Origin of the sequence: Microbacterium sp. NPDC006705 (genome assembly GCF_044903545.1) — a bacterium.
Taxonomy (GTDB): Bacteria; Actinomycetota; Actinomycetes; order Actinomycetales; family Microbacteriaceae; genus Microbacterium; species Microbacterium plantarum.
Genome location: NZ_JBJDQQ010000002.1, coordinates 1 through 24,930, shown reverse-complemented (window position 1 = coordinate 24,930; position 24,930 = coordinate 1). Strand labels below are relative to the sequence as shown.

Genomic DNA, 24,930 nt, shown 5'->3' with positions numbered 1-24,930 from the left:
GCCATCGCGAGATCATCAGCGCCGCGCCCGCTGCCGGCCCGCTCGTCGACCGAATCGACTCCTGAGCGGACGAGCCGCGGTGCGACGCGCCAGCAGGCTTCGCGATGTTCTCCGTGCCGTCGTCTTCGTGACGATGCCACGGATGTGCGCGCGTCCACATGAGGAGGGCTCCCATGACTCCGGAGCAGATCAACGAACTGACCATCGTCGTCGACGGCATCGCCGCGCCCCTGTCGCGCGGTGATCTGCCGTCGGCCGCGGCCGCTCTCGCCGACGTCGAGCCCGAGCGTCTCGCCGAGGTGCTCGAGCGACTCGACGGTCGTCGCCGCGCCGTCGCCTACCGGCTGCTGCCGAAGGACCACGCGCTGCAGGTCTTCGAAGCGCTCTCGCCGAACATGCAGGGGGAGCTCATCGGAGACCTGCGCGACGCCGAGGTGGCGCACATCTTCGGCGACCTCGACCCCGACGACCGCGCCTGGCTCGTCGACGAGCTGCCGGCATCGCTCGCATCCCGGCTGATGCGCGGGCTTCCCGCTCACGAGCGCGAGATGACCGCCGCCGTGCTCGGCTACCGTCGCGGCTCGATCGGGCGCCGCATGAGCCCGGAGTTCGTGTCGGTTCCGATCGGCAGCACGGTCGCGGGCGCGCTCGACCGGGTGCGGGCGCGTCTGCACGACGCCGAGACGGTGTACACGCTCCCCGTCGTCGACGCGGGTCGTCGCGTCGCCGGGGTCGTCAGCCTGCGCGACCTGCTCGCCGCCGACCCCGACGCCGGCCTCCGCGACATCATGCAGAGCGCGCAGACCGCGAGCGTGGACGACGACGCCGAGACCGCCGCGCGCCGGTGCACCGAACGCGGCCTGCTCGCGCTGCCCATCGTCGACAGCGAGGAGCGACTCGTCGGCATCCTGACTGTCGACGACGCCGCCCGCATCCTGGAGCACGAGGAGAGTGAGGATGCCGCGCGCCAGGGTGGCGCCGAACCCCTGCGCCGGCCCTACCTCTCGACGCCGATCCTGCAGATCGTGCGATCGCGGGTCGTCTGGCTGCTCGTCCTCGCCGTCGGAGCCACCCTGACCGTGCAGGTGCTGTCGGCGTTCGAGGCGACGCTCGCGCAGATCACGGTGCTCGCGCTGTTCGTCCCGCTACTCATCGGCACCGGTGGCAACACCGGCAATCAGGCGGCGACGACGGTCACGCGTGCGCTCGCGCTGGGCGACGTGCGACCTCGCGACGTCGTGCGGGTGCTGAGCCGCGAGGTGCGCGTGGGATTCTTCCTCGGCAGCATCCTGGGGCTCGTCGGGTTCGCGGTCACGGCCCTCGTCTATGAGCCGCGCATCGGTCTCGTCATCGGGGTGACTCTGATCGCGGTGTGCACGATGGCCGCGACGGTCGGGGGCGTCATGCCCCTGCTCGCGCGTGCGATCCGGGTCGATCCGGCCGTCTTCTCGAACCCGTTCATCACGACGTTCGTCGATGCCAGCGGCTTGATCCTGTACTTCCTGATCGCCCGCGCCATCCTGCAGATCTGAGCCCATGCCTGCGCCGTGGGTCGGTGCCGGGATGCAAGGTATCGGGCGCGGCGCGCCGGTGCGGATGCCGTTCCGCCGGCGTGTCGGCCACGATCCCTTGCATCCCGGTTACGCGGTCAGACCAGGGCGTCGCGCGCTGCCCCGGCGGCGAGGCGTTCGGCGGCGAGCGACTCCGCGGCGGCGAGCGGCGTGACACCCCGGGCCTCTGCCTCGTCGAAGATGCGCCGCAGCACGTCGCCGATGCCCTCGACGCGCGTCGCGATCTCGCTGCGATCGCGCTGCTTCGCGGCGAGGTCGAGGTAGATGACGCCGCCCGCGTTCACGACGAAGTCGGGGGCGTACAGGATGCCGCGCGCGGCCAGGCGGTCGGCGCCGGAGCGGTGCGCGAGCGGGTTGTTCGCCGGTCCGCACACCGCCCGCGCATCGAGGGCATCGATCACCTCGTCGGTCAGCACGCCGCCGATGCCGGCGGGCACGAACACGTCGGCCGGGGCGAGGTGGGCCTCGGCGGGCTCGATCCAGGTGGCGCCCAGGCTCGTCGCGAGCTCGCGCTTGGCCGGGTTCACATCGGTCACGGTCAGCTCTGCTCCCTCGGCGGCGAGCTGCACGGCAAGCCGGCTGCCCACCTGCCCGAGCCCGGCGATCGTGACCCGGCGTCCGGCGACCTCGCGAGAACCGGTCGCGCGCTCGAGCGTCGCGAGCAGCGACGCGTGCACGCCGATGCTCGTGGGGCCTGCGGGCTCGCCCGAGCCGCCCACACGGTCGGGGAGCCCCACGACGTGTGCCGTTCGCTCGCTGACGGTCAGCATGTCGTCGGTGGTCGAGCCGACATCCTCGGCCGTGCGGTACAGGCCGCCCAGCGACTCGACGGCGTCACCGAGGTCGAGGAATGCGGCACGGCGCCGCTCGGCGTCGAGCACGGTTCCCGGAGGCAGCCCGATCACGGCCTTGCCGCCGCCGGCATCCAGACCCGCGGCTGCGTTCTTCAGCGTCATCGCCGCCGACAGGCGCAGGGCGTCGCCGAGGGCGTCGCTCCAGTGCGGGTACGTCCACACCCGGGCGCCACCGAGGGCGGGGCCGAGCACCGAGGAGTGCAGCGCGGCGGAGATGAAGAGGCCGCTCCGCCGCCCCGTGATCACCTCCACGCGCTCGTGCGTGAAATCGGGCAAGGGCAGGGCGTGGGTCATCGCGATCCTCTTTCGGCGGAGCCTTGTGGGCTCATGCTCTCCGTGCCGCGGCGTTGCGGCATCCAGCCCATTGTGCCCCTTCTAGAGTGTGAGCGTGACCACCGATCTGCCTCCACGAAGCCGAATCGTCCACGACTCCGTGCGCGCTGCCGGCATCCTCGGCGACATCGTCGTTCTGCCGGATGCCGCATCCACGGCCGCCCTCGCCGCAGCGGCGCTCGGCCTCGAGGTGGGGGCAATCGCCAATAGCCTCGTCTTCTGGTCCGACGGCGAGCCGCTGCTGGTCATGACCAGCGGGGCGCACCGCGTCGACACGGCCGCACTGGCCGAGCGCACCGGGCGCAGCGCGATCACGCGCGCGAGCGTCGAGCAGGTCCGCGCCGCGACGGGACAGGCGATCGGCGGGGTCGCGCCGACGGGACACCCGGCACCTCTCGCGACGCTCATCGACGAAGACCTCGCGCAGTACGACGAGATCTGGGCGGCCGGCGGCACCCCGCACACCGTCTTCCCGCTGACCTTCGACGAGCTGGTGCGCCTCACCGGCGGAACGGTCGTCGCCGTCGTCTGAGCGGGGCTCAGCCCTTCGGGCTGTCGAAGGTCCATTCGTCGGGGTCGGTCGCGGTCGCGACATCCCAGTCGTCGGTCCGCCACGTGAAAGTGGCCACCGCGCACGTCGGCATCCCGCCGATGCCGCCGTTCGACAAGCGCTCGGCGAGCACCGTCATCCCCGGGTCATGCGCCACCACGAGCACCGACCGCGCACCGCTGCCGCTCGCCGCGTCGAGGAGCACGCGCGCCGAGGCGCCGTAGAGCTCGTCGCGCAGTTCGGGTTCGAGCCCGAGCACGGCACCGAAGGCGGCCGCCGTCGTGCGAGCGCGAAGCGCGGTCGAGGCGAGGATGCGCTCGACCTCGACGCCCGTGCTCGCCAGCCGCTCAGCCATCGCGGGGGCGTCGCGCATGCCGCGGTCGTTCAGCGGACGGTCGTGGTCGTCGAGTGAGGGCGAGCCCCAGTCGCTCTTGGCATGCCGCGCGAGGATGAGCGTCGTCATGGAATCATCCTCCCGCGCCGAAGACCGCGTGGGCGATCGTGTAGATGACGAGTCCGGCGAGCGATCCCACGATCGTGCCGTTGAGTCGGATGTACTGCAGGTCGCGGCCGACCATGAGCTCGATCTTCTCGGTCGTCTCCTGAGCGTCCCAGCGCTCGACCGTCTCGGTGATCACCGAGGCGATGTCGGCCCGATGCCGGGCCACGAGAGTCGCGGCGGCGTCGATGACGCGCGCGTCGATCCGCTGCTGCAGTGCGGTCTCGGTCGACAGGCGTTCGCCGACCTCGGTGAGCGCGGCAGCGATGCGACGGCGGAGCGGGCTCTCGGCGTCGCCGAGCGAGCGGACGAGACCGGCCTTCGCCGTGCCCCACGCCTCGGCGGCCAGGGCGCGAACGCGAGGACTGTCGAAGACCGCCGCTTTGGCGGCCTCGAGCCGCGCCGCCGTCTCGGTCTCGCCCTGCAGATCGCCGGCGAGACGAGCGAGGTAGCCGTCGATGGCCTTTCGTGCCGGGTGCTCGGGGTCGTTTCGCACGGCCGCGACGAACGTCAGCGCCTCGCGGTAGACGGTGTCGTCGACGAGCCGTGTTGCCACCGACGGTAACCACGACGGCAGGCGGCGGGAGACGAGCCCGGTGAACACCGAACGGTTGGCGACGAGCCAGGTCTCGATGTTGTCGATGGCGAGATCGACGGCGCCGTGGTGAGCGCCGGCGCCGACGACGCGCTCGAGCCATCCCCCGATCGAGGGCCCCCAGGAGGGGGCCAGCAGGTGCTCGCGCGCCAGGTCTTCGAGCAGGTCCTGCACCTCGTCGTCGCTCAGCGCCGTCAGGATGCCGGATGCCGCCGCCGATGCCTCGGCCGAGACGCGCTCCGCGTTCTCGGGACGCCGCAACCACGCGCCGAGCCGCGTCGCGATGCCCATCGATTCGAGCTTGCCGCGGATGACGCCCGCTTCGAGGAAGTTCGTCTCGACGAACTCGCCGAGGGTGTGGCCGATCTCGTCCTTGCGCCTCGGGATGATCGCCGTGTGCGGGATGGGCAGGCCGAGCGGATGCCGGAACAGCGCGGTGACTGCGAACCAGTCGGCGAGGGCTCCCACCATGCCGCCCTCCGCGGCGGCGCGGACATAGCCGAACGCGGGGACGGTCTGCTGCAGGGGGAAGGAGATCGCGAAGACGATCGCCATGAAGATCAACGCGCCGAGGGCGACGGCCTTCATCCGCCGCAGCCCCTGGCGTCGAGCCTGGTCGGCGGGGGAGAGCAGGGAGGTCGGCGTGCGTGCCATCCGGTCATCCTCCCACGGGGCTTCGCCGAGCGGGGCCGGTCTCGGCGTATCCTGACCGCGTGATCGACGACATCCAGAAGCGAGCCCTGCGCCGCACGAGCATCCTCGAAGGCCAGGTCCGCGGGCTCGCCCGGATGATCGAGAACGAGGACTACTGCATGGACATCATCGCCCAGTCGCGGGCCATCCAGAAGGCACTCGCCTCGCTCGACAAGCTCCTCATCGAGAACCACCTCCGCACCCACGTGACCCACATGTTCGAGAACGGCGGCGCCGATCGCGAGCAGGCCGTCGCCGAGCTCCTCAAGGCCTACGACCTCGAGACCCGCTGACCGCATCCGTCCCTCCGCCTACCGTCGAGTCGCCAGGAATTGCGGATCCGGTGGCCCCGGCATCCGCGGTTTGTGGCGAGTCGACCGGCCCGGGCCGAGCGGGCGACCGGTCAGGGGGTGAGAGGGCCGAGCCAGGCGGCGGCGACGGTGCTGTGGGCGGACTCCGGGTCGGAGGGGTGAAACATCCCCGCCAGGACGTCGCGGTAGAGGCGGCCGAGCTCAGAGCGGGAGAAGTACGATGACCCGCCCGCCACGAGCATCGCCTCGTCGACGACGGCCTTCGCCGCGGTGACGGCGCGGTGCTTCAGGCCGCTGAGCTTCGCGAACCACAGGCCACCGTGATCGGCCCGCTCAGCGATGTCGCGCGCGATCGCCTCGAGCTGCGGCAGCATCCCGTCGTACGTCAGCGCCATGTCGGCGATGCGCCATCGGATGTCGGGATCCTGGCTGTACGCGAGTCCCGTCTTCTTCGAGGTGCGCGATTGCGCGGCCACGACAGCGAGGTCGAGGGCACGCCGGGCGATGCCGGTGTACACCGACGCGAGCAGCAGCTCGAAGACCGAGAAGATCCCGAACACGAGCGGATCCGGGTTCGGGCCGGGGGAGAGGCGGCGGACGACGCGGTCGGGCGATGCGAGGGCGCCGTGCAGCTCCGTCGTGCGCGACTGGGTTCCGCGCATGCCGACGGTGTCCCAATCATCGCGCGTGCGCACGGCATCGGTGCGGTCGACGAAGGCGAACACCATCTTCGGCGCGTCCTCGCTCGTCGTGTCGAGGCCGTGCAGCCCGAGGTGGTCCCACACCGGAGCGAGCGAGGTGAAGATCTTCGTGCCCGTGAAGGCGTACCCGCCGTCGGACTGCGGCTCGGCCACGGTGTCGCTGCCGAACAGGACGAGGTCGTTGCCCGCCTCGCTGATGCCGAACGCGAACACCTCGCCCGCAGCGGCGCCCTCCTGCACGAAGCGCAGGGCGTCGTCACCGCGGTCGGACAGCACCTTGGCAACACCCGTCCACACGAGGTGCATGTTGATCGCGAGCGCTGTCGCGGGCGCGGCACCGGCCAGCCGCTGCTGCAGAACGGATGCCTGCGCGAGCGACAAGCCCGCGCCGCCGAGCTCTTCCGGAACGAGGATGCCGAGGTAGCCGGCTTCTCGCAGCTCGGCGAGATCCTCGTCGGGGAAGATGTTGTCCGCGTCGACGCCCGCGGCTCGCTCGCGGATCCGTTCGATGAGGCTGTCGGGAAGGTATCGGGCCGGGTCGAAGTCGCTCACGGCATCCATTCTGCTCCCGCCCTCCTCACCCGGTCGCCTGGTGCAGGATGGGGGCATGATCTCGACCGACGCCGCGCTCGCCCTGCGCGAGGCCGGGCTCGTCTGGCGCCCGGCATCTGGAGACCGCTTCCAGCTCAACGAGCCGGAGTTCGAGGCCGACGTCTTCACCGTCAGCGAGATGACGATCGAGCCGCGGCGCTATCCGACCGGGACGATCCTCGCGTTCAACGGCACGACGGAGTGGGCGCTCGACTCCGTCGCGCTCGACGAGGCGCTTTGGCTTCCCCGTGAGGACCAGCTGCGTGAGATGCTCCGCGGCGGCTTCCGGAGTCTGCGCCGGCTCGCGGACACTCACCGCGTGGAGATCGAGTTCGCCGGCGAGGAGCTGGCGTTCGAGCATCCGCAGCCCGAGGATGCCTACGCGGCGGCCGTCCTCGCGATGCTGCAGCGCGTCAACGACTGAGCGATCGTCCGCGCGGAACCAGCCTCACGTAATCGTGTGGACCGGTGCGGTGTCGGGAATGGGCGACGCGTCGCGCCCGCGGAGGTCGGGGAACCACTGCACGCACGTCACCGCGACGACGAGGCCGACGACGGCGAACAGGGTAGCGGCCACATATGCGCCCTGCGGGCCCACGCCGTCGATGAGGAAACCGGCGATGGCGGAACCCGCCGCGGCTCCGATGAGCTGCCCGGTGCCGATCCAGCCGTAGGCTTCGGCCGTCTCGCTGAACTTCACGCTCGCCGAGGTGATGGCGAACATGACCGCGAGCGCCGGCGCGATGCCGATGCCGGCGACCAGCAGCGAGCCGCCGAGCCACCAGGCGTTGAGCGAGAAGATGGTCGCCGCCAGCCCGACGGTGACGATGAGGAAGCGGCGAGCCATGGCCCACCGTCCGATCGGGATGTGGCCGAACGACAGGCCGCCGGCCAGGCTGCCGACGGCGAAGACCGCGAGGACGAGGCCGGACTCGAGTCCGCCGTGACCGAACGACGCGACGACGCCCGCTTCGACCGCGGAGCACGCGCCGATGAGGAGGAAGCCGGTCGCGGTCGCGAGCATGACCGGCGGCTTGAGCAGCACGCGGCCCAGGCTGCGCCGGCTGCGCGGGATGCGGACGCGTCCGAGCTCGGGTGAAGAGATGAACCATGCGCCGCCGCCGATGAGGATGACGACGACGAGCAGGAGCCCCGGCACCGTGCCGGCCTGCAGCGCGACGAAGGTGATGAGCACCGGCGCGATGATCCAGATGATCTCCTGCAGCGATGCGTCGAGGGAGAAGAGGGGGGTGAGCTGCCGCGACGTCACCATCTTCGGGTAGATCGTGCGCACGGCCGACTGCACCGGCGGGGTCGACAGGCCCGCGATGAGACCGAGCGCCATGTAGACCCAGAGCGGCACGTCGAGCACCGCGAGCAGAGCGATCGACGCGGCGCACACGGCGAGCGTCAGCGTCAGCACCCGCCGCATGCCCCAGACGCCCATCCATCGACTCGTCACCGGACCTGCGATCGCCTGTCCGACTGAGGTCGCCGCCAGGACCAGACCGGCCGACCCGTAGGATCCGGTCACGTGCTCGATGTGGAGCAGGATGGCGAGGCTCGTCATCCCGCTCGGAAAGCGAGCGGTCAACTGTGCGGCGATGATGCGCGCGACACCCGGTGCGCGCAGCAGTTCTCTGTATCCCGCCACCCCTCAACGGTAGCGATTCCGAAGCCCGGTCGGCGACGCCCGGACGGCTGCCGCGGCGACACGCCCGCGACACGCCGATGCGACGAGATCCGCCCGAATCGGATGTCGGTGGGTCGGTCTAGCGTCCGACCTGTGGACAGACTCGCTCGACGTCGCCCGGAAGCGCGGAATCACGCGTCGAACCGGGCTTCGATCGAGTCGCTGATCTGTGGATGAAACGGTGGACAAGATGTGTTGTACCTGGGGAGAGCGGTGCAAAACTACAGACTTGTAACTACTACCCCTTGTGGTGCCCCCCGATGTCGGCACCCATATGTAGTATTGAGGCTCCGGCAGGTTCTCAGCCGGAGATGCGTAAGAAGCGAAGGGAAACCACACTCGACATGGCGATCACGGTCTACACCAAGCCCTCCTGCGTGCAGTGCAACGCGACGTACCGTGCGCTGGACTCGAAGGGCATCGAATACGACGTCCTCGACCTCTCCGAGGACCCGGCGGCGCTCGAGCGCGTCAAGTCGCTCGGCTACCTGCAGGCCCCCGTCGTCATCACCGACGAGGACCACTGGTCGGGCTTCCGTCCCGACAAGATCGACGAGCTGGCCGCTCGCTTCGCCTGAGCCATGAGCACGGCGGTCGCGACGCGGGCGCCTCTGCTCGTGTACTTCTCGAGCGTCTCCGGCAACACCGCGCGATTCATCGACAAGCTGGGATTGCCGGCGCTCCGCATCCCCCTTCACTCCTCACCGACGCCCCTCGTCATGACCGAGCCCTTCGTGCTCGTCACCCCCACCTACGGCGGGGGACAGGGTCGCGGTGAGGAGAAGGGTGCGGTGCCCAAGCAGGTCGTTCGCTTCCTGAACGACGTGCGCAACCGCACCCTCCTCCGGGGAGTCATCTCCACCGGCAACACGAATTTCGGCGAGTCGTACTGCCTCGCCGGCGACATCATCAGTCGCAAGTGCTCCGTGCCGCACTTGGACAAGGTGGAACTGTTCGGCACGCCCGAAGACGTCGAGCGCGTGAGCGCAGGATTGGAACGATGGTGGAATCAGCACTGGAAACAGCCTTGACCGATAACGGCTTCAAGGTCGACGCACGCTTCGACGGGCTCGACTACCACGCCCTCAACGCGATGCTCAACCTCTACGGCGCGGACGGCAAGATCCAGTTCGACGCCGACAAGCGTGCGGCCCGGGAGTACTTCCTCCAGCACGTCAACCAGAACACGGTCTTCTTCCACTCCCTCAAGGAGCGTCTCGACTACCTCGTCGAGAAGGAGTACTACGAGCCCAAGGTCATCGAGAAGTACTCGCTCGAGTTCATCCAGAAGCTCAACGACTTCGCCTACGGCAAGAAGTTCCGCTTCGAGACCTTCCTCGGCGCGTTCAAGTACTACACGAGCTACACGCTGAAGACCTTCGACGGCAAGCGCTACCTCGAGCGCTTCGAGGACCGCGTCGTCATGACCGCCCTCGGCCTCGCCGACGGTGACGAGAACCTCGCGATGCAGCTCGTCGACGAGATCATCTCGGGTCGTTTCCAGCCCGCCACCCCGACGTTCCTCAACACGGGCAAGGCACAGCGCGGCGAGCTCGTGTCGTGCTTCCTGCTCCGCATCGAAGACAACATGGAGTCGATCGCCCGCGGCATCAACTCCGCCCTGCAGCTCTCGAAGCGCGGCGGCGGCGTCGCCCTGCTGCTGTCGAACATCCGCGAGGCCGGTGCTCCGATCAAGCAGATCGAGAACCAGTCGTCGGGCATCATCCCCGTCATGAAGCTGCTCGAAGACAGCTTCAGCTACGCCAACCAGCTCGGCGCGCGTCAGGGAGCCGGCGCGGTGTACCTGTCGGCGCACCACCCCGACATCCTCAAGTTCCTCGACACCAAGCGCGAGAACGCCGACGAGAAGATCCGCATCAAGACGCTGTCGCTGGGTGTCGTCATCCCCGACATCACCTTCGAGCTCGCCAAGAACGGCGAGGACATGTACCTGTTCTCGCCCTACGACGTCGAGAAGGTCTACGGCGTTCCGTTCGGCGACATCTCGGTCACCGAGAAGTACCGCGAGATGGTCGACGACGCGCGCATCAAGAAGACGAAGATCAACGCTCGTGAGTTCTTCCAGACCCTCGCCGAGATCCAGTTCGAGTCGGGCTACCCGTACATCATGTTCGAGGACACGGTGAACAAGGCCAACCCGATCAAGGGTCGGATCAACATGTCGAACCTGTGCTCGGAGATCCTCCAGGTCAACACCCCGACGACGTACAACGAGGACCTCTCGTACGCCCAGATCGGCAAGGACATCTCCTGCAACCTCGGGTCGATGAACATCGCGCTCGCGATGGACGGCAAGGACCTCGCGCAGACCGTCGAGACCAGCATCCGTGCCCTCACCGCGGTCAGCGATCAGAGCCACATCGCCTCGGTCCGCTCGATCGAGGACGGCAACGACCGTTCGCACGCGATCGGTCTCGGTCAGATGAACCTGCACGGCTACCTGGCGCGCGAGCACGTCCACTACGGCTCGGAAGAGGGCCTGGACTTCACGAACATCTACTTCTACACGGTGCTGTTCCACGCGCTGCGGGCCTCGAACAAGATCGCGATCGAGCGCGGCACGTACTTCGAGGGCTTCCCCGACTCGACCTACGCGTCGGGCGAGTTCTTCGACAAGTACATCGAGCAGGAGTGGGCGCCCCAGACCGACAAGGTGAAGGGTCTGTTCGACGGCATCCACATCCCGACGCAGGACGACTGGCGCGAGCTGAAGGCATCCATCCAGCAGCACGGCATCTACAACCAGAACCTGCAGGCGGTGCCCCCGACTGGCTCGATCTCGTACATCAACAACTCGACGTCGTCGATTCACCCGATCGCGTCGAAGATCGAGATCCGCAAGGAAGGCAAGCTCGGCCGCGTCTACTACCCGGCGCCGTTCATGACGAACGACAACCTCGAGTACTACGAGGACGCGTACGAGATCGGCTACGAGAAGGTCATCGACACCTACGCCGCCGCGACCCAGCACGTCGACCAGGGTCTGTCGCTCACGCTGTTCTTCAAGGACACCGCGACCACGCGCGACATCAACAAGGCCCAGATCTACGCCTGGCGCAAGGGCATCAAGACGATCTACTACATCCGCCTGCGGCAGATGGCGCTCGAGGGCACCGACATGTCCGAGTGCGTCAGCTGCATGCTGTGACGGATGCCGGAACCCGAACCAGGAACTGAAGCGACATGACTCCCGAACCGCTCAAGCTCGTCGACCACGTGCAGGCGATCAACTGGAACCGCATCCAGGACGATAAAGACCTCGAAGTCTGGAACCGTCTGGTGAACAACTTCTGGCTGCCCGAGAAGGTGCCGCTGTCGAACGACATCCAGTCGTGGAACACGCTGACGCCCGATGAGCAGACGCTCACCATGCGCGTGTTCACGGGGCTGACGCTCCTCGACACGATCCAGGGCACCGTCGGCGCCGTCTCGCTCATCCCCGATGCGATCACGCCGCACGAGGAGGCCGTCTACACGAACATCGCGTTCATGGAGTCGGTGCACGCGAAGAGCTACTCGTCGATCTTCTCGACGCTCGCCTCGACGCCCGAGATCGACGACGCGTTCCGCTGGTCGGTCGAGAACCCGAACCTTCAGAAGAAGGCCTCGATCGTCATGGATTACTACCGTGGCGACGAGCCGCTCAAGCGCAAGGTCGCCTCGACCCTGCTCGAGTCGTTCCTCTTCTACTCGGGGTTCTACCTGCCCCTGCACTGGTCGGCGAAGGCGAAGCTGACGAACACCGCCGACATTATCCGCCTCATCATCCGTGACGAGGCCGTGCACGGCTACTACATCGGCTACAAGTTCCAGAAGGGCTACGAGCAGCTCACGCAGGCCGAGCGCGACGAGATCAAGGACTACACGTTCTCGCTGCTCTACGAGCTCTACGACAACGAGGTGCAGTACACGCAGGACCTCTACGACGCCGTCGGGCTGACCGAAGACGTCAAGAAGTTCCTGCACTACAACGCCAACAAGGCGCTGATGAACCTCGGCTTCGAGGCGATGTTCCCCGCCACGGTCACCAACGTGAACCCGGCGATCCTCTCGGCCCTGTCGCCGAACGCCGACGAGAATCATGACTTCTTCTCGGGGTCGGGCTCGTCGTACGTCATCGGCAAGGCCGAGGCCACCGAAGACGAGGACTGGGACTTCTGAGCCGACTCGCGCACGAAAGCGGCGCGTGTGACGGGAGCGCTCCGGCGATTCCCGGCGCACGCGCCGCTTTTTCGTTGACGCCGCGCCGCGCCCACGCATAGGGTTGCGACGCCGCGCGAATCCGCACGGCATCACCGGAGGAACGACATGACCACGCGCAACGAGCGCCTGATCGCAGCGGACCTGGGCCAGTTCCAGCTCCGCAATGAGTCGTACCCTCCGGTGCGAGACGTCTGACCCGCCACTGTCAGCACGCCCCGCACCGCACAGGTCCGGGGCGTTCGTGTGTTCCTCTCCATGCGCCCGTTCCCGGACCGTCATCACAAGGAAAGGAACCATGGAGAAGCTCTCGAACAGGCTGCTGTCGTGGGCGAGCATCATCGACGAGAAGACCCTCGATCAGGCTCGCACCGCGTCTGGCATGCCGTTCATCCACCCGCACCTGGCGCTCATGCCCGACGCGCACCTCGGCAAGGGGGCGACCGTCGGGTCTGTCATCCCGACGCTCGGGGCGATCATGCCGGCCGCTGTCGGCGTCGACATCGGATGCGGCATGATCGCTGTCCGCACGCAGTTCACGAAGTCGCAGCTGCTCGGCCGTGACCTCGGGGCGCTGCGTGAGCAGATCGAGCGGGCGATCCCGCTGTCGGCCGGTCGCGACAACCGCAGAATCGTCGCGACCGCGGAGCCGCGCATCGCCGAGCTGGAGGAGCTCGCCGAGAAGCACGAGTTCGACCCCGCGCGCTACGCCGGACACTGGCGCAACCAGCTCGGGTCGCTCGGCTCGGGCAACCACTTCATCGAGGTGTCGGTCGACGAGACCGACGCGGTGTGGATGTTCCTGCATTCCGGCTCGCGGGGAGTGGGCAACAGAATCGCGACGCACCACATCGGCGTCGCTCAACGGCTCGCGAAGCAGTGGTGGATCGACCTGCCCGATCCCGACCTGGCGTACCTCGTCGAGGGCACGGAGGAGTTCCGGCGCTACATCCGCGAGCTCCGGTGGGCGCAGCACTTCGCGCTCCTGAACCGCGAGGAGATGATGGACCGCGTCGCCCGTCAGCTGTCCGAGACGATGGGCGCCGACGTCGAGGAGCTCGAGCGCATCAACTGCCACCACAACTTCACCGAGAGCGAGAGGCACTTCGGCAAGCAGGTGTGGGTGTCGCGCAAGGGCGCGATTCAGGCGGATGCCGGCCGGCCCGGCCTCATCCCGGGATCCATGGGCACGGCGTCGTACGTCGTCTCGGGGCTCGGCAACCCGCTCTCGCTCAACTCGTCCCCGCACGGCGCGGGGCGGGAGTACTCGCGGTCGGCCGCGCGCCGGACCTTCACGCACGACCAGCTGCGGGAGGCGATGGCGGGGATCGAGTTCCGCGACACGGATGCGTTCATCGACGAGATCCCGCAGGCTTACAAGCCGATCGATCGCGTCATGGCGGATGCCGCCGACCTCGTCGAGGTGCGGCACACGCTGCGTCAGCTGGTCAACGTGAAGGGCGACTGACCCTCGCCGTGACGGATGGGAGGGGCGGATTCTGCGGCATCCGCCCCTCCCTTATCGATCGCCGACAGCACCTACGACGGGACGAGCGCATAGGGGTAGTCCGCGCACACCCCTCGGAGATCGCCTCGATTCTTTGCTCTGTGTCACCGGTAGATGGTTGGCTCGATGGATGGTCGAGGTTCTGGCATCCATCGCGGCGCTCCTCGCGCTCGTTCTGGTCGTCGTTGTTCTGGTGTGGAGGTATCGCGCTCGGTCGACTCGCGTGCGCACCGCGGCCGAGCGCGCGGCGAGCGAGCAGCATCTGGCGGAGGTCACCGCGTCTCATGCGGCGGCGGTGAACCAATTGCGGAACGAACACGAGGCTGCAGTGCAGGCCGTGATCGACGAGCGTGATCGCGCCGTGGGCGAATCGCGCCGAGCGCGTGAGCAGATGGCGCGTGTCCTCGGAACGGACGCGGTCTCGAAGCGTCTGATCGCGGCGGCCTGCGCTGATGTCGGTCTGTCGGGCGTGCTCGTCACGAATGTCGTCTTCGTGCCTGACGACACTCGGAACACCTTCTTCGCCCAGATCGACCACGTCCTCTTGACTCGGCAGGCCGCGATCCTCATCGAGAACAAGTACTGGCAGGGCCTGATCTTCGACGATGTCCGACCGAGTAGCGTGATCCCGGCGTTCCGGGCGATGCTCGACGAGGAGAAGCTCGAGGCGCCTTTCGCGCTACAGATCCGGCCTATCTCAGAGTCTGCGTGGGAAGTCCTGCGGCACGTCGGTGCTGACTCTCCGGCCGTGCAGGTCCGCCGTCAGGCGAGACGCCTGGCCGAACACCTCAGGGCGCGATGGGGCGAGGCCCCGTTCTTCACCACCGCGGTGCTCTACTCGCACGGCGATGCGTCCGTCCACGCGAAACCGGTGAGTCGGAGCTCCAGCGGCGTGACGACGAGAGTCCTCAGCGGCTCAAAGGGGCTCGTGCGCATGCTCGCCGAGGTCCGGCAGCAGCCACCCACCGCGCTGACGGTGGCACAGCTCGAACAGCTCCGTGCCTACTTCGAGTCGCTCGGAGCTCACGTCGAACGCGTCGGCGACTGAACCGCATCCCTTTCGGAGGAGAAAAGCACGTCGGAGGGTGGATTCCAGGAGTCCGCCCTCCGACGTGCAGATGTCCTCCGGAAGCGGTCAGGCGTCGCCTCGGCCGATGTCGGCGGCCTCGGCGATCGCGGTCTCGTGCGGGCGGCCGAGGTGGCTGAGGGTCCGGCCGGCGAAGGCGAGGATCGCGATCGCGACGATGAGCGCGGCGACACCGAGCCAGTAGGGCGCACTCGGGGTGATCGCGGCGGCGAGGGGGCCGGCCACGGCGGGAGCGATCGCGCCGCCGATGAAGCGCACGCCCGAGTAGGTGCCGCTCGCGACGTTTCGGGGGAGGTCGGTGGCTTCCATGACGGCCTCGGTCAGCGCGGTGTTCAGCACGCCGAGGAACAGACCGGCCACGATGACGGTGACGATGAGCACGGTGGCGCTGTCGATGCCGATCGCGAGCACGGCTTCGGCGACGGCGAGCAGCCCGAGCATCGTGAACAGCACGGGCCGAAGGCCCAGCCGCCGGGTCAGCACGGGAGCGGCGAGCACTGACGTCAGGGCGACGGCGAGCCCCCAGCCGAAGAAGACGAGTCCGAGCTCGTGGGCTCCGAACGTCATCCCGGCCTGCGCCGCGGCGGACTCGATGGGATACGGGCTATAGGCCAGCAGCACGAAGAACGCGACGTTGTAGAAGAACGCCGTCAGCGACAGCGTCAGCAGGGCCGGGTTGCGCAGCGCGCGGAACGACGCGAGAAGCGACACCTTCGCCGGCGCGGCGGCACCAGCCGCCGGCGCGGGGGAGCGGAACACGACGAGGATCGCGAGCAACGCGATGGCCATGAGTGCGGCGGTACCGAAGAAGGGACCGCGCCACGACAGCTCGCCGAGCGCGCCGCCGAGGAGCGGTCCGACCGCCAGGCCGATGCCGAGGGATGCCTCGTACAGCACGATCGCCTGACGGCTTCCGCCGCTCGCGGCTCCGACGATCGCGGCCAACGCCGTCGCGATGAAGAGCGCGTTGCCGATTCCCCAGCCGGCGCGGAAGCCGATGATCTCGACCACGCCGCCGGAGAGTCCTGCTGCCGCGGCGAACACGACGATCAGGGCGAGCCCGAGCAGCAGGGTCTTCTTGACGCCGAGCCTCGACGACACCCAGCTCGCGAACAACATGACGATGCCGGTGATGAAGAGGTAGCTGGTGAAGAGCAGCATCGTCTCGGATGGCGTTGCATCCAGCTCGCGGCTGATCGCCGGGAGGATCGGATCGACCAGACCGATGCCCATGAACGACACCGTGCAGGCGAAGGCGATCGCCCATACCGCGACGGGTTGGCGCCAGATGGACGCCTTCGCGGTCTCGGCTGTCGCCTTCGTCTGATCGCCGGTCGCGGACCGTTCTGTATGCATCGCGCTGGTCACGCGCACCTTCCTCTCTTCGGGGTCTGTGGTGGTCATCGCAGTTCCGGCTCCTCGAGCAGCCCTGCAAGGAGCTCGGCAGCGCGCGCGAGGGTCGATCGGTCGGCGGCACTGAGCCTCGCCCATGCCGGCCCGGTCACCTCGAGCGCCTGCGAGCGGAACGCCTCGAACTGGCGCCGCCCCTCCGCGGTGATCGACACGAGCGAGGCCCGGCCGTCCTCGGGGTCGGGTGCGCGCTCGACGAGCCCCTCCGCTTCCATCCGACGCACCAGCGTCGTCATGGTGGGCTGGCTGACGCGTTGCCACTCGGCCAGGTCGCTCACCCGCGTGGGGCCGAGCTCGTTGAGGGCGGCGAGCGCACGCCACGTTCCCGCGGCGGCGGCGACCTCGACCCGGCGGGCCACAGCACGGTTGAACCGGCTCGACGCCGACATCAGGAGGATGGGGGAGTCGGAGAACTGCATAGCTCAACTATACAACATGCATAGAGGAGCTATCTAAAAGGCTCGACCCCCGAAAATGACGAAGCCCCCGGCATCCTCCTCGCGAGAGAGGATGCCGGGGGCATTCGCGTGGCGTCAGCGGCCGCCGTTGATCAGCCCGAGCCATTGACCGAACGGCTTCTCGCCGCGGATGTCGGTGTGTTGCTCGTTCTGCTCTTCGTTCGTGATCATGGTGACCTCCCCGCTTCTTCCGTGGAACTCATCATGAACATCGGCTCGCGTCGGCGCGCGGTCCTTGACGAACGACGCTCGGCGCGTTAGGCGCGCGACACAGCTTTTCTCGGTCGCCATCACCGCATGAGAGAGCCCGCGCCTCCTACAATCGTGACCGTGTCGGAAACTCCTGCCCTCACGCGCGAGCCGCGCTTCAGCCCGGTCATCGCGCTCATCGCCGTCTCGGCGTCGTGGGAAGGCCGGCTCTCCGCAGCCCTGCGCGACCTCGGCCTGTCCACCCGCAAGTTCGGCCTGCTCGGGCACATCGGCTCGGAGCCCGGGATCTCGTTCTCCGAGCTCGCCCGCCGGTCGCACATCACGGTGCAGTCCGCGCACACCGCGGTGCGCACCCTCGTCGACGAAGGGCTCGTCGCCGATGCGACCGCGCACGCCGGCTCGGCATCCGATCTGCGCATCACAGCGAAAGGCATCGCCGTCATGGAGCAAGCCCACGAGCGGCTGCTCGAGCTCGACGCCACGCTCAGCGACAACATGCCGGGCCTGGCCTCGTCGATGGACGGCATCCGCGCAGGAATCGTCTAAGTCCGCTGGATAGGGTTCGAGGGTGTTCCGAACCCCGCTGACCGCTTTCCGTTCTCTGGCGATCGCCGAGGCATTCTCGTGGACGCTGCTCATCCTGGGCCTCATCCTCCGGTCCGCCTTCGACCTTCCGATCGCCGTGACGATCGGCGGGGGCATCCATGGCTTCGTGTTCCTCTGCTACGGCGCGACCGCGGTCCTCGTCGCGTGGAACAACCGGTGGTCGCTCGTCCCGACGATCTGCGCCGTCGCCGCCGCCGTGGTCCCGTACGCGACCGTGCCGACGGAGATCGTGCTCCGTCGTCGCGGGCTCCTCGAGGGGGAGTGGCGCACCGAGGCGACCGACGACCCGCGCGACCAGCGGGCAGTCGACCGATTCCTCCGGTGGTTCGTCCGCCGTCCGGCGGTGCTCGCCGTGATCCTCGCGGTCGGCATCATCGCGGCGTACGTCGTGCTGCTGGTGATCGGACCTCCCGGACGGGCGTAACGTGATCGGATGCTGCGCATCGTTGCCCGCTTCGCCCTTGCCGCTCTGCTGATCGTCGCGGGAGCCGCGCATCTGACCGTGCTCCGGCGGGGGTATCGCATCGCGGTGCCCGACTGGGCGACGCGGCTGCTGCACACCGACAAGGACATGATCGTCGTCGCCAGCGGCGCGGTCGAGATCATGCTCGGCACCGGGCTCATCGCGCTGCCGCGCGAGCGCCGACGCATCGCCGCCGCGATCGCCGCCTTCTTCGTCGCGGTGCTCCCGGGCAACATCCACCAATGGCGCACCGGAGCCGCGGCTCCCGGCCTCGACACCGACGCGCGGCGATTCGGCCGCCTCTTCCTCCAGCCGGTGCTCGTCGCCTGGGCGCTGTGGGTGGGCGGCCCCGCGCGCGATACGTCAGCGTCGTCGCGCTGACGACGCAATACGCGGACACGGAATTTCTCGGGACGGCCCCGCGTTTGGTTGCCTGTCATGGTGAGCACATCCGCATCCGCAGCAGCATCCGTCTCTTCGGCTGAGTCCGACTACCGAGCCTGGGCGGCCTACCGCCGGGAATCGGTCGCAGCTCCGCAAGGGTCCCTCGCCCTCGTGCTCACGCACTGGTCGGCTCCGGGCGAGCCCGCCGTCGACGACGAGACGGCGCGTGCGGGGCATCCGGTCGACGCGCTGCTCACCCGACTGCAGCGAACCGACATCGAGACCGGTCTTCCGCAGGAGGGCTACCGCATCTGGCGGCAGGACTCGCCCGCCAACGAAGCGTTCGAAGACATCGAGCGCTGGGAGTACGACCCGGCCTGGGTCATCGAGGGCCGCTTCGAGCTCGTCGACGAAGACCGCGTGGTCCCCTTCGAGCACATCAAGGACGGCGGCGCGACGCGGGGCCTCCCTGTCTCGGGCGACCTGGTCTTCGAGATCGACGGCACCGAGTACCGACTCGCCGCTTTCGACACGAACTACGGCGGGCCCAAGCTGCACCTCGTCTTCGGCGATCAGACCAACGGGGCCGAGTCCTATGGCGCCGGTCGCTTCCTCTTCCTCGACCACCCCGGCGCGACCGGCGACCTGGCTCCGGGCGACAGCACGCCGGTCACGGTCGACTTCAACCGGGCCGTCGTTCCGCCGTGCGGCTTCTCGAACCAGATGAACTGCCCCCTCCCGCCGCTGCAGAACCGCCTGCCCTTCCCGGTCCGTGCCGGGGAGAAGAAGGTCCGGTTCGCCGGCGACTTCTCGCTCTGACCTTTCTCCTGCACCACTCGAAATGGCGGAGCGCCCGCACCTCGCTCCGCCGCCCCCTCCACACAGCAAAGGAACACCCGTGACTTCACGCGGCTTCTCCCGGATCGTCGCCGCCACCGCGGCAGCGACGGCCGGTCTTCTCGTCCTGGCCGGATGCTCCGGATCCACCGAGCCGGCTGGTTCGGCCGGCGCGAGCGACCCGAATGCCGAGATCGTCGTCGGATCGCAGAACGAGCCGACCAACCTCGACCAGATCTTCGGCGGCTCATCCGGGGTCACCGAGGTCTTCACGGGGAACGTGTACGAGGGTCTGTTCCGGATCACCGATGACGCGCAGGTCGAGCCCCTTCTGGCAGCCGAGACGACGGTGTCGCCAGACGGGCTGGTGTACACCTTCACCCTCGAGGACGCGACCTTCCACTCGGGTAAGGAGCTCACCGCGGATGACGTGAAGTACAGCCTCGAGCGCTTCGTGGGCGACGAGTCGATCGCGGCGCGCAAGCGCCAGCTGAGCGTCATCGACACCGTCACGGCGGTCGACGACAAGACCGTCGAGGTGACCCTCTCGCAGCCCTCGATCAGCTTCACCTACAACCTGGGCTACGTCTGGATCGTCAACGAGGATGCCGGCGACCTGACGGCGACTGCCGACGGCACCGGTCCCTACGAGCTCGGTGACTACCGCAAGGGCGACTCGATCACCCTCGATGTCAATGACGCGTACTGGGGCGACGCGCCGAAGAACGGCGGAGTCGTCTACCAGTACTACGCCGACCCGACGGCCCTGAACAACGCTCTGACGACCGGGGCGGTCGACCTCGTCACGAGCCAGTCGAACCCCGACAGCATCGCCGAGTTCGAGGCGGCCGGCTTCCAGGTCATCGAGGGCACCTCGACGACGAAGGAGCTGCTGGCGTTCAACGACCGGATCGCTCCGTTCAACGACGCGCGCGTGCGCAAGGCGATCTACTCGGCTATCGATCGCGAGAAGCTGCTCGATGCGATCTGGGACGGCCGCGGCGAACTCATCGGCTCGATGGTGCCGCCCTCCGAGCCCTGGTACCTCGACCTCGCGGACAACAACCCCTACGACCCGGCGCTGTCGGAGAAGCTCCTCGCCGAGGCCGGTCAGCCGGGAGGGTTCACGTTCACCGTCGACACCCCCGACTCGGGCGTGCACTCGACGGTGGCCGAGTTCCTGAAGTCGGAGCTCGCGAAGGTCGGAATCACGCTGAACATCAACATCATCACCGACGACGAGTGGTACCAGAAGGTCTACACCGAGAAGAACTTCGAGGCCACGCTGCAGGGCCACGTCAACGACCGCGACATCAACTTCTACGGCAACCCCGACTTCTACTGGGGTTACGACAACGCCGATGTGCAGACGTGGCTCGCGGACTCCGAGGCGGCCGCATCCGTCGACGAGCAGACCGAGCTGATCAAGAAGGCGAACCAGCAGATCTCGGATGACGCGGCCAGCGTGTGGCTCTACCTCAACCCGCAGCTGCGCATCGCGGCCGAGGGCGTGTCGGGCGTGCCCAAGAATGGACTGAACTCGTTGTTCTACGTCTCCGACATCACGAAGGCCTGATCTCCATCACCCGGTATCTGATTCGACGGACAGGATTGCTGCTGCTGGCCTTCGCGCTGGCGGTGGTGATCCTGTTCGTCGTGCTGCGCGTTCTCGGCAACCCGGTTTTCGCTCTCATCTCGGTGGGGGCGACGGATGCCGAGATCGCGGCCGCCGCGGCACGGCTCGGCGTCGACCGGCCGATCCCGGAGCAATTCCTGGCGTACCTCGGCCAGCTCGCGAGCTTCGACCTGGGGCGATCGTTCACGAACAATCTGCCGGTCGGCGACGAGATCCTCCGTCGGCTGAACGTCACGCTGCCCCTGACGCTCATCGCGTTCGTCCTGTCGGTGCTGATCGCGGTGCCGGTGGGGTTCGTCGCGGCGTGGAAGGCGCGCACCTGGTACGGGACCGCCTTCTCGGCCGTGTCGCAGCTCGGCGGAGCGATCCCGGTCTTCTGGGTCGGCATCCTGCTCGTCGCGGTGTTCGCGCTGAACTGGCGGCTGCTGCCGGCGGGCGGATTCCCGCGGCGCGACTGGGAGGACCCCGGGGCCGCGCTCGTCTCGCTCACGCTTCCGGTGCTCACGATCGCGCTCGTCGCGGGCAGCGATCTCGCGCGGTACGTCCGCAGCGCGACGCTCGACGTGCTCGGCCAGCAGTACCTGCGGGCGGCTCGGGCGACGGGGCAGAGCTTCGCGACGGCGATCTGGCGTCACGGCGTGCGCAACGCCGTCGTCCCGTTGATCTCTATCCTCGCGATCCAGCTCTCGACGACGTTCGTCGGTGCCGTCATCATCGAGCGGGTCTTCGCGCTCCCCGGTCTCGGCGACATGCTGCTCGTCGGCATCAAGGAGCAGGACTTCCCGAGCGTGCAGGGGGTGCTGCTGTTCTCGACCGCGCTCGTGCTTCTGCTCGGCTTCGCGGCCGACATCACGCAACGCATCATCGACCCCCGACTGCGCGACACCATCTCGGGCAACCGCAGAGCGAAGGTGGCGGAATGACGGCGACGACCATGCCGGACTCGGGAACGGTCTCGGTGCCCGAGCGCCCGCGCAGCCGACGCCGGCGTTCGGTGAACCTGGCCGTCGGCGGCATCCTGTTCGGCGCGATTGCGGTGATCGGCCTGGTCTCGCTGCTGTGGACCCCGTTCACCTTCGATGACACCAGCGGCGGCCGGCTGCAGCCGCCGTCCGCCGAGCACTGGGCCGGAACCGACCGCCTTGGCCGTGACCTCTTCACGCAACTCATGATCGGGGCGCGGCTGGCCCTCACCGTCGGATTCGGGTCGGTGCTGATCGCGGCCATCGTCGGCATCGGGCTCGGTCTGCTCGCGGCTGTGGCCCGGCGGTGGGTCGATGATGCGCTCACGAGCCTGCTCGACATCGCGATCGCCTTTCCGACCCTGCTGCTGGCGATGCTGATCGTCGCCTGGCGCGGGGCATCGGTCGACTCGGCGATCCTCGCGATCGGTCTCGCCGGCTCGGCGGTGATCGCCCGGCTCACCCGCATCGCCGCGACACGCGTCCTCGCGATGGACTACGTCACCGCCGCTCGAACCTCGGGCACGAGCAGGCTCGGCATCGTGTTCCGACACGTGCTGCGGAACGTCTGGCCGACCCTCATCGTGCCGCTCGCCCTGCAGTTCGGCGGCGCGGTCGGCGCGGAGGCGTCGCTGTCGTACCTCGGGCTCGGCTCCCCGCCGCCCAACGCATCGTGGGGCCGGATGCTCGAGGAGGCGCAGAGCACGGTGCTCGTCGCACCGACGGCGGCGATCCTCCCCGGCGTCCTGCTGGTCGCCTTCATCATCGGCGCGAACCTGCTGGCCGACGGCCTGCGCGACATCGCCGATCCGACCACGAGGAGCATCGGATGACCGCCGCGCTGACCGCATCCGGTCTCGGCGTCCGGATCGGCGACGACCGCACGCTCGTGCACGGCGTCGACGTGACGCTCGAGCCCGGCGAACGTCTGGGCATCATCGGCGAGTCCGGCTCGGGCAAGTCGCTGACCGCGCTGGCGATGCTCGGTCTGCTCGCGTTTCCGCTGACGCCGTTCGGTTCGGCGACGATCGCGACCCCCGACGGCCGGGTCGAGGTTGTCGGAACCGCCTCGCGCCGCCTCGACCGGGTGCGCGGCCGGACGATCTCGGCGGTCTTCCAGGAGCCGCTCGCCTCGCTCGATCCGCTCATGCGTGTCGGCAGACAGCTGGCGTGGCCGCTCGCCAAGCACCGCGGCCTGAGCGGTGACGGGCTGCGTCGCGGCGTGCTCGATGCGCTCGCGGACGTGCAGCTGCCCGACCCCGAGCGCATCGCGCGATCGTTCATCCACGAGATCTCCGGCGGCCAGCGACAGCGCGTCGCGATCGCGCTCGCCCTGGCCGCCGGGCCGAGCATCCTCATCGCCGACGAGCCGACGACCGCGCTCGACGTGACGGTCCAGGCAGGCATCCTCGATCTGCTCCAGCGCGAGGTGAGCGAGCGAGGGATGACGCTGCTGTTCATCAGCCACGACCTGCCGGTCGTCTCGCGTATCGCCGACCGCGTCCTCGTCATGCGTGATGGGCGTCAGGTCGAGCTCGGCGACACGGCGCAACTGCTCCGGTCTCCCCAGCACGAGTACACCGCGCAACTGGTCGCCGCCTCGCGCGCTCTCGACGACTTCCTGCCGGCGAAGGGAACCCGATGACGGCCGACGGTCGCGCGACACTCGCGCTCGAGCATGTCGACTTCGCCTACGGTCGCAGCGCGAATGTGCTCCACGACGTATCGCTCTCGCTCGCTCCCGGCGAGACCGTCGGGCTCGTGGGGGAGTCGGGCGCGGGGAAGACGTCGGTACTCCGGCTGCTGCTGGGCCTGGCGACGCCGACATCGGGGCGCGCGCTCTTCGAGGGCGCGCCGCTTCGCGGCGCGGACCGTGCACAGATGCGTTCGCTGCGCCGAGCGGTGCAGCCGGTCTACCAGGACCCGTTCTCGTCGCTCGACCCGCGGATGACGGTGGGGCAGTCGATCGCCGAACCGCTGCGGTCCCTCCGCATCACCCGCGACCGATCGCAGCTCGACGCCCGGGTCGCCGAGCTCCTCACGGCGGTCGACCTCGACGCGGATGCCGCGGGCCGCTACCCGGACGCGTTCTCCGGAGGACAGCGCCAGCGGATCGCCATCGCTCGCGCCCTCGCGCCGCGGCCCCGACTGCTGCTGGCGGATGAGCCCGTGAGTGCTCTCGACACGTCTGTGCGCATGCATGTCATCCAGCTGTTCCAGCGGCTCGCGGCAGAGCAGGGCATCGGAATGCTGCTGGTCTCGCACGACCTGACGATCGTGTCGGCGCTGTGCGAGCGGATGACGGTGCTCCGCGCCGGTCGCGTCGTGGAGGAGGGCCCGACGTCGCGGCTGCTCACTTCGCCGGCGAACGAGTACACCGCGCAGCTCGTCGACGCCGTGCCCCGTCTTCCCGCGGAATGACGCGGATCTGCGGACGCGACACGCCCGGGATGTCGCGTCGCTTTGCCACGATGCCGGGAGCCGCGTAACTTATTACTTGTTCGCCCCACAGGGAAGAGCGAGAGGGCCGGAAGGTCCCGCCTCCCTCAAGCGGAGAACAACCCGAAACAGACGCTTCCGAGCGTCGCAGGTCCAAGGCCTGCCACAGGGTCCCCATCACACCCCCACAACTGACTCGGTCTCCGAGTCTCGTTCTGGAACAGGTCGTCGGTGGGGTATGGTTGTGAAGTTGCCCTCTGGGCTGGCTGTGAGGTCAGTTGGGGGAGCGTCCGATCCTTGAGAACTCAACAGCGTGCAC

The 24,930-nt window shown here is 68.5% G+C and carries 27 protein-coding genes; 19 read left to right on the top strand and 8 right to left on the bottom strand.

The features are described from left to right. The first annotated feature begins 173 nt into the window (after nt 1-173). Nucleotides 174-1,532, top strand: coding sequence for a magnesium transporter (gene mgtE, locus ACI2K6_RS10645; protein WP_404568596.1), 1,359 nt, complete (start codon nt 174-176; stop codon nt 1,530-1,532). Between the two features lie 116 nt (nt 1,533-1,648). Here mgtE and ACI2K6_RS10640 read toward each other — a convergent pair whose 3' ends face one another. Next, the gene (locus ACI2K6_RS10640; RefSeq protein WP_404568595.1) at nt 1,649-2,719 is read right to left on the bottom strand and encodes a Glu/Leu/Phe/Val dehydrogenase dimerization domain-containing protein; all 1,071 of its coding nucleotides are present in this window, start codon (nt 2,717-2,719) and stop codon (nt 1,649-1,651) included. Between the two features lie 94 nt (nt 2,720-2,813). On the opposite strand from ACI2K6_RS10640, the gene ACI2K6_RS10635 reads away from it, so the two are divergent. Continuing rightward, nucleotides 2,814-3,290, top strand: a complete 477-nt coding sequence (locus ACI2K6_RS10635; RefSeq protein ID WP_404568594.1) for a YbaK/EbsC family protein — start codon at nt 2,814-2,816, stop codon at nt 3,288-3,290. A 7-nt stretch (nt 3,291-3,297) separates the two neighbouring features. Here the strand turns inward: ACI2K6_RS10635 and ACI2K6_RS10630 are convergent, their stop codons facing one another. Beyond that, nucleotides 3,298-3,771, bottom strand: coding sequence for a histidine phosphatase family protein (locus tag ACI2K6_RS10630; RefSeq protein ID WP_282501076.1), 474 nt, complete (start codon nt 3,769-3,771; stop codon nt 3,298-3,300). Between the two features lie 4 nt (nt 3,772-3,775). After that, entirely contained in the window at nt 3,776-5,056 is a 1,281-nt protein-coding gene (locus ACI2K6_RS10625) for a DUF445 domain-containing protein (protein WP_274178562.1), read from the bottom strand. A 59-nt stretch (nt 5,057-5,115) separates the two neighbouring features. On the opposite strand from ACI2K6_RS10625, the gene ACI2K6_RS10620 reads away from it, so the two are divergent. Next, on the top strand, nt 5,116-5,388 hold the full coding sequence (locus ACI2K6_RS10620; protein WP_023954607.1) for a metal-sensitive transcriptional regulator: 273 nt from the start codon (nt 5,116-5,118) through the stop codon (nt 5,386-5,388). 110 nt (nt 5,389-5,498) lie between these two features. Here the strand turns inward: ACI2K6_RS10620 and ACI2K6_RS10615 are convergent, their stop codons facing one another. Continuing rightward, nucleotides 5,499-6,668: an acyl-CoA dehydrogenase family protein gene (locus ACI2K6_RS10615; protein WP_404568593.1), complete on the bottom strand. Its 1,170-nt coding sequence runs from the start codon at nt 6,666-6,668 to the stop codon at nt 5,499-5,501. A 46-nt stretch (nt 6,669-6,714) separates the two neighbouring features. Between ACI2K6_RS10615 and ACI2K6_RS10610 the strand changes: the two genes are divergently transcribed. Continuing rightward, on the top strand, nt 6,715-7,122 hold the full coding sequence (locus tag ACI2K6_RS10610) for a pilus assembly protein CpaE (protein ID WP_112617009.1): 408 nt from the start codon (nt 6,715-6,717) through the stop codon (nt 7,120-7,122). 24 nt (nt 7,123-7,146) lie between these two features. On the opposite strand, the gene ACI2K6_RS10605 is transcribed toward ACI2K6_RS10610, so the two are convergent. Beyond that, nucleotides 7,147-8,352 (bottom strand): MFS transporter, encoded by a 1,206-nt coding sequence (locus ACI2K6_RS10605; RefSeq protein WP_112617008.1) that lies wholly within the window; start codon nt 8,350-8,352, stop codon nt 7,147-7,149. 383 nt (nt 8,353-8,735) lie between these two features. Between ACI2K6_RS10605 and nrdH the strand changes: the two genes are divergently transcribed. From nrdH to ACI2K6_RS10575, 6 genes are all read left to right on the top strand, one after another. Further along, entirely contained in the window at nt 8,736-8,969 is a 234-nt protein-coding gene (nrdH, locus tag ACI2K6_RS10600; protein WP_023954603.1) for a glutaredoxin-like protein NrdH, read from the top strand. A gap of 3 nt (nt 8,970-8,972) precedes the next feature. Next, nucleotides 8,973-9,422, top strand: a complete 450-nt coding sequence (nrdI, locus tag ACI2K6_RS10595) for a class Ib ribonucleoside-diphosphate reductase assembly flavoprotein NrdI (protein WP_023954602.1) — start codon at nt 8,973-8,975, stop codon at nt 9,420-9,422. After that, nucleotides 9,392-11,560 (top strand): class 1b ribonucleoside-diphosphate reductase subunit alpha, encoded by a 2,169-nt coding sequence (nrdE, locus tag ACI2K6_RS10590; RefSeq protein WP_023954601.1) that lies wholly within the window; start codon nt 9,392-9,394, stop codon nt 11,558-11,560. Before nrdI ends, nrdE begins: the two co-directional genes overlap by 31 nt. A 35-nt stretch (nt 11,561-11,595) precedes the next feature. Beyond that, nucleotides 11,596-12,573 carry a class 1b ribonucleoside-diphosphate reductase subunit beta gene (gene nrdF, locus ACI2K6_RS10585; RefSeq protein ID WP_094259728.1) on the top strand — a complete coding sequence of 326 codons (978 nt, stop codon included), beginning with the start codon at nt 11,596-11,598 and terminating at the stop codon, nt 12,571-12,573. Between the two features lie 337 nt (nt 12,574-12,910). Next, nucleotides 12,911-14,080, top strand: coding sequence for an RtcB family protein (locus tag ACI2K6_RS10580; protein ID WP_274178560.1), 1,170 nt, complete (start codon nt 12,911-12,913; stop codon nt 14,078-14,080). A 169-nt stretch (nt 14,081-14,249) separates the two neighbouring features. Beyond that, nucleotides 14,250-15,167 (top strand): nuclease-related domain-containing protein, encoded by a 918-nt coding sequence (locus tag ACI2K6_RS10575; protein ID WP_274178559.1) that lies wholly within the window; start codon nt 14,250-14,252, stop codon nt 15,165-15,167. A gap of 87 nt (nt 15,168-15,254) precedes the next feature. On the opposite strand, the gene ACI2K6_RS10570 is transcribed toward ACI2K6_RS10575, so the two are convergent. The 3 genes from ACI2K6_RS10570 to ACI2K6_RS10560 all read right to left on the bottom strand — a co-directional run bounded on the left by ACI2K6_RS10570 (nt 15,255) and on the right by ACI2K6_RS10560 (nt 17,365). Then, nucleotides 15,255-16,562 (bottom strand): MFS transporter, encoded by a 1,308-nt coding sequence (locus tag ACI2K6_RS10570; protein ID WP_404568851.1) that lies wholly within the window; start codon nt 16,560-16,562, stop codon nt 15,255-15,257. A gap of 44 nt (nt 16,563-16,606) precedes the next feature. Continuing rightward, a complete protein-coding gene (locus ACI2K6_RS10565) occupies nt 16,607-17,035 on the bottom strand; it encodes a MarR family winged helix-turn-helix transcriptional regulator (RefSeq protein ID WP_282501072.1) in 429 nt (142 codons plus the stop codon). Nucleotides 17,036-17,149: 114 nt separating this feature from the next. Then, a complete protein-coding gene (locus tag ACI2K6_RS10560) occupies nt 17,150-17,365 on the bottom strand; it encodes a hypothetical protein (RefSeq protein WP_282501071.1) in 216 nt (71 codons plus the stop codon). A gap of 39 nt (nt 17,366-17,404) precedes the next feature. On the opposite strand from ACI2K6_RS10560, the gene ACI2K6_RS10555 reads away from it, so the two are divergent. The 9 genes from ACI2K6_RS10555 (at nt 17,405) to ACI2K6_RS10515 (ending at nt 24,593) form a co-directional block, all read left to right on the top strand. Continuing rightward, nucleotides 17,405-17,830, top strand: a complete 426-nt coding sequence (locus tag ACI2K6_RS10555) for a MarR family transcriptional regulator (RefSeq protein WP_354450442.1) — start codon at nt 17,405-17,407, stop codon at nt 17,828-17,830. Between the two features lie 22 nt (nt 17,831-17,852). Further along, on the top strand, nt 17,853-18,314 hold the full coding sequence (locus ACI2K6_RS10550) for a DUF3817 domain-containing protein (protein WP_112617002.1): 462 nt from the start codon (nt 17,853-17,855) through the stop codon (nt 18,312-18,314). A gap of 9 nt (nt 18,315-18,323) precedes the next feature. Then, nucleotides 18,324-18,734, top strand: a complete 411-nt coding sequence (locus ACI2K6_RS10545; protein ID WP_274178556.1) for a hypothetical protein — start codon at nt 18,324-18,326, stop codon at nt 18,732-18,734. Nucleotides 18,735-18,791: 57 nt separating this feature from the next. Next, on the top strand, nt 18,792-19,556 hold the full coding sequence (locus ACI2K6_RS10540; RefSeq protein ID WP_112617000.1) for a DUF1684 domain-containing protein: 765 nt from the start codon (nt 18,792-18,794) through the stop codon (nt 19,554-19,556). 79 nt (nt 19,557-19,635) lie between these two features. Beyond that, complete coding sequence (locus tag ACI2K6_RS10535) at nt 19,636-21,150, top strand: ABC transporter substrate-binding protein (protein WP_404568592.1); 1,515 nt, start codon at nt 19,636-19,638, stop codon at nt 21,148-21,150. Then, complete coding sequence (locus tag ACI2K6_RS10530) at nt 21,147-22,133, top strand: ABC transporter permease (RefSeq protein WP_404568850.1); 987 nt, start codon at nt 21,147-21,149, stop codon at nt 22,131-22,133. The genes ACI2K6_RS10535 and ACI2K6_RS10530 overlap by 4 nt, the downstream gene beginning before the upstream one ends. Next, nucleotides 22,130-23,005, top strand: a complete 876-nt coding sequence (locus ACI2K6_RS10525) for an ABC transporter permease (protein WP_404568591.1) — start codon at nt 22,130-22,132, stop codon at nt 23,003-23,005. Before ACI2K6_RS10530 ends, ACI2K6_RS10525 begins: the two co-directional genes overlap by 4 nt. Next, nucleotides 23,002-23,817: an ABC transporter ATP-binding protein gene (locus ACI2K6_RS10520; RefSeq protein ID WP_274178554.1), complete on the top strand. Its 816-nt coding sequence runs from the start codon at nt 23,002-23,004 to the stop codon at nt 23,815-23,817. Before ACI2K6_RS10525 ends, ACI2K6_RS10520 begins: the two co-directional genes overlap by 4 nt. Further along, nucleotides 23,814-24,593, top strand: coding sequence for an ABC transporter ATP-binding protein (locus tag ACI2K6_RS10515; protein WP_274178553.1), 780 nt, complete (start codon nt 23,814-23,816; stop codon nt 24,591-24,593). The genes ACI2K6_RS10520 and ACI2K6_RS10515 overlap by 4 nt, the downstream gene beginning before the upstream one ends. Nucleotides 24,594-24,930: the final 337 nt, after the last annotated feature.

Bases quoted from the DNA above. Each gene is read 5' to 3' on its own strand.
- mgtE (WP_404568596.1), top strand. From the start codon at position 174: ATGACTCCGGAGCAGATCAACGAACTGACCATCGTCGTCGACGGCATC.
- ACI2K6_RS10640 (WP_404568595.1), bottom strand. From the start codon at position 2,719: ATGACCCACGCCCTGCCCTTGCCCGATTTCACGCACGAGCGCGTGGAG.
- ACI2K6_RS10630 (WP_282501076.1), bottom strand. From the start codon at position 3,771: ATGACGACGCTCATCCTCGCGCGGCATGCCAAGAGCGACTGGGGCTCG.
- ACI2K6_RS10625 (WP_274178562.1), bottom strand. From the start codon at position 5,056: ATGGCACGCACGCCGACCTCCCTGCTCTCCCCCGCCGACCAGGCTCGA.
- ACI2K6_RS10615 (WP_404568593.1), bottom strand. From the start codon at position 6,668: ATGGATGCCGTGAGCGACTTCGACCCGGCCCGATACCTTCCCGACAGC.
- ACI2K6_RS10610 (WP_112617009.1), top strand. From the start codon at position 6,715: ATGATCTCGACCGACGCCGCGCTCGCCCTGCGCGAGGCCGGGCTCGTC.
- nrdH (WP_023954603.1), top strand. From the start codon at position 8,736: ATGGCGATCACGGTCTACACCAAGCCCTCCTGCGTGCAGTGCAACGCG.
- nrdI (WP_023954602.1), top strand. From the start codon at position 8,973: ATGAGCACGGCGGTCGCGACGCGGGCGCCTCTGCTCGTGTACTTCTCG.
- nrdE (WP_023954601.1), top strand. From the start codon at position 9,392: ATGGTGGAATCAGCACTGGAAACAGCCTTGACCGATAACGGCTTCAAG.
- nrdF (WP_094259728.1), top strand. From the start codon at position 11,596: ATGACTCCCGAACCGCTCAAGCTCGTCGACCACGTGCAGGCGATCAAC.
- ACI2K6_RS10580 (WP_274178560.1), top strand. From the start codon at position 12,911: ATGGAGAAGCTCTCGAACAGGCTGCTGTCGTGGGCGAGCATCATCGAC.
- ACI2K6_RS10575 (WP_274178559.1), top strand. From the start codon at position 14,250: ATGGTCGAGGTTCTGGCATCCATCGCGGCGCTCCTCGCGCTCGTTCTG.
- ACI2K6_RS10570 (WP_404568851.1), bottom strand. From the start codon at position 16,562: ATGCATACAGAACGGTCCGCGACCGGCGATCAGACGAAGGCGACAGCC.
- ACI2K6_RS10565 (WP_282501072.1), bottom strand. From the start codon at position 17,035: ATGCAGTTCTCCGACTCCCCCATCCTCCTGATGTCGGCGTCGAGCCGG.
- ACI2K6_RS10560 (WP_282501071.1), bottom strand. From the start codon at position 17,365: ATGGCGACCGAGAAAAGCTGTGTCGCGCGCCTAACGCGCCGAGCGTCG.
- ACI2K6_RS10545 (WP_274178556.1), top strand. From the start codon at position 18,324: ATGCTGCGCATCGTTGCCCGCTTCGCCCTTGCCGCTCTGCTGATCGTC.
- ACI2K6_RS10540 (WP_112617000.1), top strand. From the start codon at position 18,792: ATGGTGAGCACATCCGCATCCGCAGCAGCATCCGTCTCTTCGGCTGAG.
- ACI2K6_RS10525 (WP_404568591.1), top strand. From the start codon at position 22,130: ATGACGGCGACGACCATGCCGGACTCGGGAACGGTCTCGGTGCCCGAG.
- ACI2K6_RS10520 (WP_274178554.1), top strand. From the start codon at position 23,002: ATGACCGCCGCGCTGACCGCATCCGGTCTCGGCGTCCGGATCGGCGAC.
- ACI2K6_RS10515 (WP_274178553.1), top strand. From the start codon at position 23,814: ATGACGGCCGACGGTCGCGCGACACTCGCGCTCGAGCATGTCGACTTC.